The sequence below is a fragment of the Micromonospora noduli genome, from assembly GCF_003264365.1.
Classification (GTDB): domain Bacteria; phylum Actinomycetota; class Actinomycetes; order Mycobacteriales; family Micromonosporaceae; genus Micromonospora; species Micromonospora noduli.
In genome coordinates this window covers 155633-167869 of record NZ_PYAK01000006.1, presented here as the reverse complement: position 1 = coordinate 167869, position 12237 = coordinate 155633, and the positions used below count along the sequence as shown (strand labels likewise).

14 protein-coding genes are annotated in these 12237 nt (G+C 73.6%); 5 read left to right on the top strand and 9 right to left on the bottom strand.

Features of this window, described 5'->3' with window-relative positions:
• Positions 1 to 121: 121 nt before the first annotated feature.
• From GUI43_RS07355 to GUI43_RS07345, 3 genes are all read right to left on the bottom strand, one after another.
• The gene (locus tag GUI43_RS07355; RefSeq protein WP_112587715.1) at positions 122 to 733 is read right to left on the bottom strand and encodes a class F sortase; all 612 of its coding nucleotides are present in this window, start codon (positions 731 to 733) and stop codon (positions 122 to 124) included.
• Positions 734 to 819: 86 nt separating this feature from the next.
• Entirely contained in the window at positions 820 to 1305 is a 486-nt protein-coding gene (locus GUI43_RS07350) for a hypothetical protein (RefSeq protein ID WP_091406610.1), read from the bottom strand.
• Between the two features lie 309 nt (positions 1306 to 1614).
• Positions 1615 to 2454 carry an ArsR/SmtB family transcription factor gene (locus GUI43_RS07345; RefSeq protein WP_112698406.1) on the bottom strand — a complete coding sequence of 280 codons (840 nt, stop codon included), beginning with the start codon at positions 2452 to 2454 and terminating at the stop codon, positions 1615 to 1617.
• Between the two features lie 145 nt (positions 2455 to 2599).
• On the opposite strand from GUI43_RS07345, the gene GUI43_RS07340 reads away from it, so the two are divergent.
• Genes GUI43_RS07340 through rnhA form a run of 3 tightly spaced genes read left to right on the top strand, consistent with a single transcriptional unit; the run spans position 2600 to position 5688 of the window.
• Complete coding sequence (locus GUI43_RS07340; RefSeq protein ID WP_249037675.1) at positions 2600 to 3868, top strand: MFS transporter; 1269 nt, start codon at positions 2600 to 2602, stop codon at positions 3866 to 3868.
• 55 nt (positions 3869 to 3923) lie between these two features.
• On the top strand, positions 3924 to 5204 hold the full coding sequence (locus tag GUI43_RS07335; protein ID WP_112698443.1) for a lycopene cyclase family protein: 1281 nt from the start codon (positions 3924 to 3926) through the stop codon (positions 5202 to 5204).
• 10 nt (positions 5205 to 5214) lie between these two features.
• On the top strand, positions 5215 to 5688 hold the full coding sequence (gene rnhA / locus GUI43_RS07330; protein ID WP_091406604.1) for a ribonuclease HI: 474 nt from the start codon (positions 5215 to 5217) through the stop codon (positions 5686 to 5688).
• A gap of 7 nt (positions 5689 to 5695) precedes the next feature.
• Here the strand turns inward: rnhA and GUI43_RS07325 are convergent, their stop codons facing one another.
• Entirely contained in the window at positions 5696 to 5932 is a 237-nt protein-coding gene (locus tag GUI43_RS07325; protein WP_091406602.1) for a preprotein translocase YidC, read from the bottom strand.
• A 39-nt stretch (positions 5933 to 5971) separates the two neighbouring features.
• The gene (locus GUI43_RS07320; protein WP_146765873.1) at positions 5972 to 7192 is read right to left on the bottom strand and encodes an MFS transporter; all 1221 of its coding nucleotides are present in this window, start codon (positions 7190 to 7192) and stop codon (positions 5972 to 5974) included.
• A 5-nt stretch (positions 7193 to 7197) separates the two neighbouring features.
• On the opposite strand from GUI43_RS07320, the gene GUI43_RS07315 reads away from it, so the two are divergent.
• The gene (locus GUI43_RS07315) at positions 7198 to 7797 is read left to right on the top strand and encodes a MarR family winged helix-turn-helix transcriptional regulator (protein ID WP_091406599.1); all 600 of its coding nucleotides are present in this window, start codon (positions 7198 to 7200) and stop codon (positions 7795 to 7797) included.
• Here the strand turns inward: GUI43_RS07315 and GUI43_RS07310 are convergent.
• The 3 genes from GUI43_RS07310 to GUI43_RS07300 all read right to left on the bottom strand — a co-directional run bounded on the left by GUI43_RS07310 (position 7742) and on the right by GUI43_RS07300 (position 10837).
• Positions 7742 to 8623: a pentapeptide repeat-containing protein gene (locus GUI43_RS07310; RefSeq protein WP_112698403.1), complete on the bottom strand. Its 882-nt coding sequence runs from the start codon at positions 8621 to 8623 to the stop codon at positions 7742 to 7744. The genes GUI43_RS07315 and GUI43_RS07310 overlap by 56 nt on opposite strands.
• A 72-nt stretch (positions 8624 to 8695) precedes the next feature.
• Positions 8696 to 9793: a DUF5919 domain-containing protein gene (locus GUI43_RS07305; RefSeq protein WP_091406595.1), complete on the bottom strand. Its 1098-nt coding sequence runs from the start codon at positions 9791 to 9793 to the stop codon at positions 8696 to 8698.
• 237 nt (positions 9794 to 10030) lie between these two features.
• Positions 10031 to 10837 carry an SDR family oxidoreductase gene (locus GUI43_RS07300; protein WP_112587703.1) on the bottom strand — a complete coding sequence of 269 codons (807 nt, stop codon included), beginning with the start codon at positions 10835 to 10837 and terminating at the stop codon, positions 10031 to 10033.
• 79 nt (positions 10838 to 10916) lie between these two features.
• On the opposite strand from GUI43_RS07300, the gene GUI43_RS07295 reads away from it, so the two are divergent.
• Positions 10917 to 11519 (top strand): MBL fold metallo-hydrolase, encoded by a 603-nt coding sequence (locus tag GUI43_RS07295; protein ID WP_112698442.1) that lies wholly within the window; start codon positions 10917 to 10919, stop codon positions 11517 to 11519.
• Here the strand turns inward: GUI43_RS07295 and GUI43_RS07290 are convergent.
• On the bottom strand, positions 11492 to 12232 hold the full coding sequence (locus tag GUI43_RS07290; protein WP_112698402.1) for a B3/B4 domain-containing protein: 741 nt from the start codon (positions 12230 to 12232) through the stop codon (positions 11492 to 11494). The genes GUI43_RS07295 and GUI43_RS07290 overlap by 28 nt on opposite strands.
• Between the last annotated feature and the right edge of the window lie 5 nt (positions 12233 to 12237).

Here is a 12237-nt window from a genome sequence, read left to right as displayed (position 1 = left end):
ATCGCATTCTGCCGAGCGGGGTCCGGCTCCCGACAGCGGGGAGGCGGCTCGGGCGGTGCGGGCGGCTGGGGCCTGCGGCACGGCTCAGGCGAGCGGTCCGGTTTCAGGCGGGCGGCGCGGCTCAGGCGGTGCGGGTGGCGAAGACGACGACGTTGTCGACGTAGTTGCCGGTGGCGGCGTCGAACCGGCCGCCGCAGGTGATGAGGCGCAGCCCGGCGGCGTCCGCCGGGCCGTAGACCAGGGTGGTCGGGAAGTGCTCCTTGGGGTACGCCCGGACGTCGTCCACTGTGAACGTGGCGACCCGTGCGTCGGCGCGGGTGACCTGTACCTGCTGCCCGGCGCGGAGCCGACCGAGGTCGAAGAAGACCGCCGGGCCGGACGGTGCGTCGACGTGTCCCACCAGGACGGCGTTGCCGGTCTCACCGGGGCTGACCCCGTGCCGGTACCAGCCGGCGAGGGTGGGCCGGTCCAGCGGTGGCACCTCCAGCACCCCGGCGGCGTCGGCGCCGACGGGGACGATGTCGGCGCGTACGTCGATGGCGGGGATCTGCACCCGGACCGGCGCGGCGGGTGGCAGCGGCGCCAGGTCCGGTGCGGGGTGGGTGCGGGCCGGCGCGTCGGCCGACGGTCGTGGTGGCCGCGCCGGGTCGGCGGTGAGGCCCACGGTGATCAGCCCGAGCCCGGTCACGCCGAGCAGGGCGACCGCTGCCGGTAGGGTCCGCCGCCACCGCACGTGTGCACCTCCGTACCGGATCGTCGGGGTGCCCGCACCGGTGTCACCGGCGCGGGCACCCGTCTCAGGGATGGAACGGTCGCCGATCAGGCGACAGTGGACACCGGACGGCGCCGGCGGATCAGGATCACCGCGCCGGCGAGGGCGGTGCCGAGCAGCGTGCCGCCGGCGGCGAGAGCGCCGGTGTCACGGTTGTCGCCGCCGGAGCCGGCCGGCGCGCCGCCGATCGGGGTGACGGCGAAGGTGGCGGTGCCGGCCGAGCTGCCGTCGCCGCAGGTCGCCGCCACCGTGTACGTGCCCAGGGTGAACCCGGCGGTGAAGAGTTCGGCGCTCAGCCCGCCGCCGGCGGCGGCCGTGGTGGATCGGACGTTCTGGTCGCGGTTGGGGCCGGTGACCCGGAAGAGGGCGTCACCCGACTTCGGGTTGCAGGTCGTCGCGGTGAGCACGACGGTCCCACCGACCGGAGTGGTGGCCGGTGACACAGTGGTGTCGGCCAGTGCGGCGCCCGGCAGCAGGAGCGTGCCGAGGCCCACGCCGAGCGCCGCCGAGCAGAGTGCTGTTGAGACCTTCATACGCGTCTTCCCTCACTTTTCGTCCGCTGACTGCGTGGGACGTCGTTCGGGTGGCCAACTCCGTGACTAGCACCGGTGTGCCCAACACTAGGTGGGTTGGGTCCTCGATCAGGTGAAAATGAGAAATCCTCGTTGCCGTCACGTGTCCACCCGAAGGCGGGGAGAGCTGCGGAAAGGCCCGGACGGCCCGACCGGCACCGGTGCTCCGATCGATGTCTGCTCCGGCCGGGCTGTCGCCGCTGGGCCGATGGCGAGGTATTGCCGACGACGGCGGAATGCACCACCTGGCCGGCGCGATCCGCGCTCGGGTCAGCGGGCCTGGGCCTGGGCCTGGGTCGGGTCGGGCATCGGCTCGCCGGTCTCCAGCAGGGTCTTGAGGCTGGCCAGCAGCTCCGGCCAGCCGCCGCTGCCGTCGAGGTGGCCGCTGATCGCCCGGTGCATCTCACTGTCGGGGGAGAAGTCGTCGTGGATGACGGTCAGCCGGACGGTCGACCCGCTGTGCGGCTCGATCTCGAAGGTCACCTTCGACCGGCGCTCACCGAGCCGGGCGGCCAGCTCCTCGGCGGACCAGCCGAAGTGCGCGGCGTGTTCGGCCTGGAAGCCGTGCCAGCTGTAGGAGAGACGGCGGTACGGCTCGGCGACGAGCACCCGCTGGCCGAGGTCGCGCGGCTCGGCGTCCGGTGCGTCCTGCCACAGCACGGGTGACCCGATCTGCCAGTCCGAAACCAGCGCGACTCCACCCCAGTAGCGACGGGTGAACGCCGGTTCGGTGAGCGCGGACCACAGTCGCTGCGCGGTGGTGGTGACGTAGGTGGTGTAGACGAAGGTCGGGCTCTCCATGGGTTGTCGCTCCAATGCGGTGGTCAGGTCGGCCAGGGTGGCGGCGCGCTCGCGGTCGTAGCGGCTGAGCCACCGGTCGGCGATGGCGTTGATCGGGGCGGCGTTGAGGTAGTGCAGCTTCTCCCGGCCGCGCCGCACGGTCGTGACGAGATTGGCCGCCTCCAGCACCGACAGGTGCTTGCTGACGGCTTGTCGGGTGCCGGCCAGCCCGTCGCACAGCTCCCGCAGGGTCTGGCCGTTGCGTTCGTTGAGCCGGTCCAACAGTCGACGCCGGCTGGGGTCGGCCAGTGCCCGAAACGCGTCGTCCATCGACCCTCCCCGCAACAGGCAACCATTCGGTTGCTTGTCAACTTAGGCAACCAATGGGTTGCCTGTCAACCCGGCCGCCAGCGGTCTTCTGACGGCGGGATAAATCCCCGGGCGGCCAGGGGAGACGCTGGTAGGTTCGCTCGCCGTGACACGGAACGTGGGAGATGGCCTGGGAACGGTGTTCGCCAAACTCTGGGCGGCGAGCACGCTCTCGGCCCTGGGCAGCGGCCTGGCCACCGTCGCCGCGCCGCTCTTCGTCGCGTCGCGTACCGACGACCCGCTCGTGGTCGCCGGGGCGTCCGCAGTGGCGTGGCTGCCGTGGCTGCTCTTCGCCCTGCCCGGCGGGGTGCTGGTGGACCGGATGGATCGGCGCCGCCTGATGATCGTCATCGACCTGGTCCGGGTGGTCGCGCTCGCCGTTCTGGCCACGGCGATCCTCAGCGGCCGGGGCGGGGTGGCCCTGCTTTTCGCGGTGCTGTTCCTGGTCAACACCGGTGAGATCGTGTTCCGCGCGGCGAGCCAGGCCATGGTTCCGGTCGTGGTGCCGAGGCACCGCCTGGAGCGTGCCAACGGCTGGCTCAGCGGCGGCGCCACCCTCATGCACAGCATGCTCGCCGGCCCGCTCGGCGGCTTCCTGTTCGCCCTCTCGGCGGGTAGCCCGTTCCTGGTCAACGCCGTCACGTACGCCCTCAGCGCCGTACTGGTGGCGCTGATCGGCGGGGACTTCCGGGCCGCCATCGGAGACACGCAGGCACGCCGTACCCGATCGATGGGCGGCGAGATCGTCGAAGGACTGCGCTGGCTGGCCAACCAACGGTTGCTGCGCACGATGGCCGTGCTGATCGGTCTGCTCAACGTGACCCTCACCGCCGCGCTCGCGGTGCTGGTGCTGCTCGCCGGCGAGCGGCTGGGACTCGGGTCCGTCGGCTACGGCCTCCTCTTCACCTGCATGGCCACCGGTGGGGTGCTCGGCGCTCTCCTCGGCGACCGGATCATCGCCCGGATCAGCGCCACCTGGACGATCCGGATCGGCCTGCTCGTCGAGGCGGGGCTGCACCTGGCGTTGGCCGCGTCCCGCAGCACCATCGTGGTCGGCTTCGCGCTGTTCGCCTTCGGCGTGCACGGCGGGCTGTGGAACATCGTGTCGAACTCACTGCGCCAACGACTCACCCCACCGAACCTGCAGGGCCGGGTGGCCAGCACGAACCTCTTCGTGGCGGCGGGCGGCAACTGCGTGGGCGCACTGCTGGGCGGGCTGCTCGCCGCCCGATTCGGCATCACCGCGCCGTACTGGGTCGGGTTGGTGGTGGCGATCGGCGTCTCCGCCGCCACCTGGCGGGTCTTCAACCGCGCCGCGGTGGCGCGCGCGTTCGCCGAGCCGCCCCCGGTCGAGTCGCCCGCCCCGGTGGCCTGAGCGCCGTTCCGGCCCATCCGGTGGTGACGCGCGACGGTGTGGCAGCGTGGTGCGGGTGACCGACTCCGCGCCGCTCGACGTCGACCTCGCGCTGCTCGGTGGTGGCGGCGCCGCGTCGTTGCTGCTCGCCGCACTGGACCGCCACGGTGTCCGGGATCTGCGGATCGCCATCGTCGACCCGGTGCGCCGACGCGGTCAGGACCGCACCTGGGCATTCTGGGGTCACCCGGACAGCGACCTGGACCCGCTGCTCAGCGCGAGCTGGCAGCAGGTCGAGGTGGCGACGGCGGCGCGACGCCGCGTCCTGGACCTCACCCCGCTGCGGTACGCCATGCTCCGCTCCGGCCCGGTCTACGACCGGGCTGCCGACGCCGAGCGTCGCCTCAACGCCACCCGGATCGTCGCGCCCGCCGAGACGGTGCGCGACGACGGCGACCGGGTGCTGGTGGGTACCGGCGACGGGCGCGGCGTACGGGCCGGCTGGGTGCTCGACTCCCGCCCCCGACCGCCGGCCCGAGCGGGGCGAACGACCTGGTTGCAGCACTTCCGGGGGTGGTGGCTGGAGGCCGACCGGCCGGTGTTCGACCCGACGCGTGCGGTGCTGATGGACTTTCGTACCCCGCAGCCGCCCCGGGGCGTCTCGTTCGGGTACGTGCTGCCGGTCAGCGACCACTACGCCCTGGTCGAGTACACCGAGTTCTCGCCGGACCTGCTCACCGACGCCGGGTACGACGCGGCGCTGGCCGGCTACCGGGATCTGCTCGGGCTGGATCCGACCGGGTTGCGGGTGCGCGAGGTGGAGAACGGGGTGATCCCGATGACCGACGCGCCGTTCCCGGCCCGGCCCACTCCCCGCGTGGTCCGGCTCGGTACGGCCGGTGGCGCGACCCGCCCCTCCACCGGCTTCACCTTCTCCGCCATGTACCGCCAGGCGGATCAGGTGGCCCGCGCCCTCGCCGCGGGCCGCGCGCCGGTGCCCGCGCCGGCGTACCCGCGCCGGCACCGTTGGATGGACGCGGTGGCGCTGCGCGCGCTGGACCGGGGCGGGGTGGGCGGTCCCGAGTTCTTCGACCGGCTCTTCGACCGCAACCCGGCCGAGCGGGTGTTGCGCTTCCTCGACGGCGGCACCACTCCGGCCGAGGAGGTCGCGATCATGAATTCGACCCGACTGTGGCCGATGATCGCCGCGACCGCCGGTGACGCCGTACACCGGGTCCGCGACCGGGTGCGCCCCACCCGGCCCGCGCCGGCCATCCCACCCGCGGTGGTGGGTTCAGCGCCGACGGCTCGGCGCGGCGACCCCCCGAGCGGGGAGGACGACGTCCGCGCCCGGTAGGTTGCCGGGCATGGTGGACGCGGCGGCCGGCAGGGGCGTGCAGATCTGGACCGACGGGGCGTGCAGTGGCAACCCCGGTCCGGGTGGTTGGGGTGCGCTGCTGCGCTACGGCGATCACGAGCGGGAGCTGTGCGGCGGTGAGGCAACGCCCACCACGAACAACCGGATGGAGCTGATGGCGGCCATCCAGGCGTTGGAGAGCCTGAACCGGCCGGTCACAGTGGAGCTGCACACCGACAGCACGTACGTGCGCAACGGCATCACCAGTTGGCTGGCGTCGTGGAAGCGCAACGGTTGGCGGACCGCCGCGAAGCAGCCGGTGAAGAACGCCGACCTGTGGCAGCGGCTGGAGGCGGCCTGCGAGCGGCACGAGGTCACCTGGCTGTGGGTCAAGGGGCACAACGGCCACCCGGAGAACGAGCGGGCCGACGGGCTCGCCAACAAGGGCATGACCGAGGCGCGGGGTGCGCTGACCAGCCGCTGAGCCCGGATCAGCGGGTCGCGTCGGGGTGCCCCGGCATGCTCGACCCGCCGCCGCTGCTGCCCGACGAGCCACCGGCGACGCCCGAGTTGTCGGGCTCGGTCACGATGTCCGGCCGGACGTCGGTGTCCGCCGGTGCGGGGACCTCGGTGTCCGTCTCGACCTGCACCAGTGGCGTCTGGCCAACCTCGTCCTCGCTGTGCTGCGGGTCGCCCGGCTGCTCACCCTGGCGATTTCGGTAGCCCACGCCGTGCCCCCCGTCGATGCCGGTTCGCGTCGGCGCTGGCTACCCGGCGTCGTCCCGGCCGAAACCTGACCCACCGGCGGGGACCGCCGACCCGACCGTCTCGGCCTGCGGCGCGGCGGACGGCAGCCGCAGCGTCCGGCGGCGGCTGAGCGCGACGACCAGCGCCAGCCCGAGCGCGCCGACCACCACCAGGAACGCCCAGGTGTTACCGAGGTGGTCGTTGACGACGCCACTGGTCGCGGAGCCGGCGGCGATGCCGAGCTGCCCGGCCGTCTGCAACCACCCGTACGTCTCGGGGAGCCGGACCGCCGGGGTGGACCGGGCGAGGATCTCGTCGGTGACGGCGAGGAAGGGTGCCAGCGCGAGACCGAAGACCGCCAGCGCGACGGCCATCTGCGGCACGTTGCGTGGCAGCAGCAGCGCCACCGAGGTGGCGGCCAAGGTGCCGAGCATCGTCAGGTACGCCGTCGCCGGGCTGCCGGGCCGCCCCCGGCTCGCCAGCAGCACGCCGCCGGCCAGGCTGCCCACCGACCAGATGGTCACCAGCAGGCCGGCCTGGTCCGGGTGCCCGACAGTGGTGGCGAACGCGGGCACCAGCACCCACATCGCGCCGATGCCCATCATGTAGCCGATGTGGGTGCCGACGACGGTGCGGCGGGTGGCCTGGCCGGGCAGCGCGGATCCCTTCGCGCGAGGCTGCCGGTCGGCATCGCGCGGTGGCAGCACGGCGACCATGCCGAGCAGCCCGGCGCTGCCGATCACCGCGAAGGCGAGCAGTGCGGCAGTGGGTCCACTGATCAGCAGGCTCAGTGTCACCGCGAGGGGGCCGCCCACGTAGAGCACCTCCTGCCCGACGGCGTTGACCGCGTACGCGCGGGCCAGCGCGGCGGGGGCGACGAGCCGGGCCAGTTGGGCGCGTCCGCTGCCGACCGCCGGTGGCGTGCTGAGCCCGGCGACGGTGGCCAGCGCCACGAACGCCACCGGTTCGGTGGTGACGGCCAGGCCGAGCAGGGCGAGCAGATGGGCGAGGCCGGTGGCGAGCAGCACCGGCCGGGCACCGAGCCGGCCCAGGAGTCGGCCAACCAGCGGCGCGGTGACCGCCAGCCCGATCCCGCAGCCGGCGCTGGCCACGCCGGCGGTGGCGAAGCTGCCGGTGTTCTGGTGACCGAGCAGCACGACGAGCAGTTGCCGCAGTGCGACAGGCAGCTGCGCCACTGTCATCAACACGATGAGCAACATCGCCCGACGGGGTACATTCACAACTTATGAATCTACCCGAGGACGGCTCGCCCAACCTGCTCGGCGCACTCGCCCTGCTCGTCGGCTCGCGGATGCGGGCGTCGGTCAGCGCGTCCGTCGGGGCCGGCGGCGCGCTCGCCGAGGCGCTCGTCGTCCTCAAGGACCAGCCGGGGGTGACCGCCGAGTGGTTGGGCCAGGTGCTGGGGCTCACCCAGCCCGGCGTCGCGCACCTGGTCCGGCGGCTCGGGGAACAGGGCTGGGTGGAGCGGCGTCCCGGCGCCGACGCGCGCAGCCGCGCCCTGCACCTCACCACCGAGGGCACGGCGGTGGCCGTCCGGACCCTGCGCGCCCGACAGGAGGTGCTGGACGCGCTGCTCGCCCCGCTGACCGTCGAGCAGCGCGTCCAGCTCGCCGACATCGCCCGCGCCCTGCTGCACGACGAGGTGGCGGACGCCGGCAGCCTGGCCCACCTCTGCCGGCTCTGCGACCGCGCCCGCTGCCCACAGTGCCCGGTCCATGCCGGCTTCCAGGAGTTGACGGGAGCGTGCGGCGGACCGGGCCGGGCCGTTCCTAGCGGCGACGGCCCCGACGGGCGGGGGAGCGAGCCGGCTGACGGACCGGGGTGAGCGGCAGCGCCGTCCAGTGCGCCGGCCGGGTGAGCGTCTGCGGCAGCCCTGTGTGGGTGTCACCTCGGGCGGCGTCCAGCTGGGTCTGGTGCAGGAAGAGCGTGCGCCGCAGGTCCGCGCCCCGCAGGTCGGCGCCGCGCAGGTCCGCGCCGGTGACATCGGCCAGGCCGAGGTCCACTCCGCGCAGGTCGGCGCCGATGAGCAGCGCCCCGCGCAGGTTGGCCCGGCGGAGGTCGGCGCGGCGCAGGTCCACCCCGAGCAGGTGCGCGCCCCGCCGGTCGGCGCCGCCGGGGGCGCGGGCCACGTCGCTGGCCCGGGACAGCAGCGGATTGACCCTGTTCCGGTGGTCGGCGACGTCCACCGCGCGAAGTTGCGCCGGGTCACCCTCGGTGAGCGTCAACGTGTCGACGCGGGCGCGTTCCAGCTCGGCGCGCAGGTCGGCCGGCGGGCGCAGCGCCACCGCCTCGGTGAGGTACCAGAGCAGTTCGTGCAGCGGTCGCAGCACCGCGAACGCCTCCGCCATCGCCGGTAACGTCTCCGGCGCGTCCCGCCAGTCCCGCCCGCCGAAGGTCACCTGGGCGACCTGCTGCCCGGCCCCGAAGCAGTCGAACACCGTGCAGCCGGGGAAACCACGCTGCCGCAGCTCGGTGTGGATGCCACAGCGGTGGTCGGGGCGCAGGTTGGGGCAGGGCGAGCCGGCCGGCTTGTCGATGGCGAAGTCCGCCGACGCGGCGAAGGCGGGCACCACGCAGCACAGCCCGAAGCAGCGTCCGCAGTCGGCGCGCAGCTGCGCCGCCCCGGACGGCGGTGCGGTGCGGTGTGACACGCCGACGGTCCTCCTGGCGATGAGGGTGGACCACCATTGTTTCCTGTGCCGAACCCACGGGTCGGTCGGGGGTCACCGTGCGTGTGTGTCACCGGCCGTCGCGGGGCGGGGCGCCGGGGTACGGGCATCGCCCGGTGGCGGCACCAGTCGGCGGACGTCCCGCTCGCCGTCGTCGTGCCCGTACTTCTGGTCGAAGTGCCGTTTCACCACGGCGACCGGGGTGCGGTCCCCGTCGGCGGGCTCGGCCAGGGCGAACACGCCGGGCGCCGCCCCGGGCGCGCGGGGCGGCAGCACGGCTCGCACCGTCAGCGGCCCGGTCACCCGGAACCCCCGGCAGTCGACGTAGTGCTGCCCGTCCACCGTCACGAACGGCACGCGTACCTCGACCACGTCCGACTCGTCGTGGCGCAGCGTGACCGTGACCGACCAGTACCGCTCCAGGTCGAGGGTGGCCTGCTCGTGCTCCCACAGCTCCTCGAACCGGGCGTGCACGAACCCGCCCCACGGGCTGTCCATGTCCACCTCGAGCTGCGGCACGTTGAACGACAACTTCCCGATCGGGAAGAACGAGATCAGCGCCCGCCCGTCCCACTGGTAGAGCTGGATCGACGGGGACGCGTCGTAGAGCCGGACCTGTAGGCGGTGGCGCAGCCGCGAGTCGAGCGCCTCGGCGAACGCGGCCAGGTGGCGCAGGTTGGTGCGGATCTGCCGGGGCACGTCCACCCGTTGCCGTTCCAGCTCCTCGGAGCGTTGCTGGGCGGCGGTGCAGTCGGGGTCGAGCAGGAGCAACTGCACCTGGGCGCCGTTGGCCAGCGCCGCTCGCACCGCGCTCAGGGTGTCCTCCCGGTGCCGTTGCTCCAGCAGGATCGTCCAGGTGTCGAGGATGCGCACCCGACGCCCGGAGCGGTGCAGCCGTGTCACGAACGCCTGCTGGTCGAAGCTGAGGTGCTCCTGCACCCGCGCCTTGCGGGCCTCCTCGAACAACGGGTCGAAGATGACGTACGAGATGGCCGCGAGGACCACGCTGGCCCCGAGGTTGAGCAGCAGGTCGCTGAGGAAACCGGTGCTGCGCCAGGCGGCCAGCAACATGACGACGGCGATCGCGAAGAGTGCCCCACCGACGACGAAGGCCCGTCGTTGCCGCCCGCCCCGACCAGCCCACCCGGGCATCCGGTCCCCTTCCGCCGTCGGTCAGCCCCACCGCCGCTTGCTGATCACCGGAGTTCGGAGGATACGTGCCCGCTTTGCTGGGCGCTGTCCCGTTCTCCGAGCGGCTGGTTCGCCGCCCGGACCCGCTCCACCGCTCATAGGGGTGACGGTAACGGAGCCATGCGACCACGGAGGGTGGCGGGCTGGACGAGGGAGACCGCGAGCACGCCTGACCACCGAGCACTACGCCGGTGCCGCTCAGACCGACCGCCAGTCGTCGTTCGTCAACGCCGCGGCCTGGGGACCCATCAGCAGCATGCCCCCGTCGACCGGCCAGGACGCGCCGGTGACGTAGCTGGCGGCGGGGGAGGCGAGCAACGCGACCACGGCGGCCACCTCACGCGCGTCGCCGGGCCGCCCCAGCGGCACGCCGGGCCGTTCCTGGGTGAACGGGTCGACATCCTCCTGACCGGTCATCGGCGTGGCGATCTCGCCCGGGGCGACGGCGTTGACGGTGATACCGTCGGCGGCCAGCTCCTGGGCCATCACCCGGGTCAGCAGCCCGAGCCCGCCCTTCGCGGCGCAGTACGCGGCGGAGCCCACCCGGGGCGCGTGCTCGTGCACGCTGGTGATGTTGATGATCCGCCCGCCGGCGCCGGTGGCCCGCATCCGTCGCGCGGCCCGCTGGGAGCACAGGAACGGCGCGTCCAGGTCGACGGCGAGCACCTCGCGCCACTGCTCCCACCCGGTGTCGACGAACGGCGTCGAGGCCCCGGTGCCGGCGTTGTTGACCAGCACCCCGATGCCGCCCAGCCGGTCGGCCAACTCGTCCACCACCGCCGCCGCGTCCGGCAGTCGGGTCAGGTCCACCTCGGCGACCTCGCAACGCCGTCCCGTCGCGCGGACCTCGGTGGCCGTCCGCTCCGCGCCGTCGGGGTCGCCGTACCAGGTGATGCCGATCTCGAAGCCGGCCTCGGCCAGCGCCACCGCGCAGGCCTTGCCGATGCCGGAGTCCGCGCCGGTGACGACGGCGATCCTCGGGTAGTTCTCGTATCGCTGTGGCATGCTGCCGCACTACCCGGGCAGGGCCGGCCCAACCGCCACGAGGACCACGACTCATCTGCCGGCGGCGTACCGTCGCCTGATGCGGATCACCCGATTCACGCACGCCTGTGTCCGCGTCGAGCACGACGGTGGGGTGCTGGTCGTCGATCCGGGGACGTGGAGCGAGCCGCGGGCCCTGGTCGGCGCGGACGCCGTCCTGGTAACCCACGAGCACACCGACCACATAGACGTGTTGCGGCTCGCCGGTCTCGGTGTCCCCGTGTACGCGCCGGAGGGCGCCCGCCTGCCGGATCTCGCCCCGCTGCCGGTGACCCGGGTCCGTGCGGGCGAGCGGTTCACGGCGGCCGGCATTCCGGTCAGCGCGCACGGTGGCCGGCACGCCGCGATCCACGAGGGGCAGCCCGACTGCCCGAACCTCGGCTACCTGATCGGCGGCGAGCTCTACCACCCGGGCGACGCCCTGCACGTGCCGGACGAGCCGGTGCGCACCCTGCTCGTCCCGGCTCAGGGGTCCTGGCTGCGCCTCGGCGAGGCGATCCGGTTCGCCGGCGCCGTGGGCGCGGCGGCGGCGTACCCGATCCACGACGCGCAGCTCAACGACCGCGGCCTGGCCAGTGTCGCGGGTTGGTTCGCCGAGACGATCCCCGGCTACCGTCACCTGCTGCCCGGCGACACCGCCTGACCCCGGTCGTCATCCGCCGCCGGGGTGCGGAAACGGGGCGCGGCGGCGGTGAGCACCGCGGCGGCCGTCGGAGCGGACCACCCCTCGGTCAGCTCCGTCACGAGGTCGGCGACCAGTCGGGTCACGGCCGGCCCGCCACCAGGGTGCAGCGCCTCGGCGACGATCAGCACCGACGAGGTGCCCGCCCGTACGGCCGACCAGCCGCTCTGCCGGTTCGTCCACCGTCGGGCGTGTGCCCGCCCGGCGGAGTCGGCGAAGGTCACCTCGCCCGGCTCGGGATGCTCGGTGTCGCCCGCGAAACTCAGGTACGCCTCGTCGCCGTGTGCCGGCCGGACCACCAGGTCGCCGTCGACCCGGTCCAGGTCGAGCGCCGCGACCGGGATGGCGTACGCGGCCGAGATGGCGTTGCAGAGGTCGACGAGCGGGTGCACCCGGGGCAGTTCGCCGTCCAGGCGCAGCCGACGCAGCAGCGCCTCGGCGGCGCACCGGTACTTGGTGGGCCGCAGCCCCATCGCCGCGTACGCCCGCCGCCACGCCTGGATCTCCGGGAACCCGCTCTCGGCCCCACCGGCCAACCGCCGCCGCGCCTCGGCGAGATGAGCGGCCGTGCGTGCCGCCATGTCGGCGGTGGCGGTGATCCCGGCGGCCTGCACCACACCGGCGACCAGGTCGGGGTACGCGTCGCGAAGCCGCGGAGAATGTTCGAACTGCACTGTGG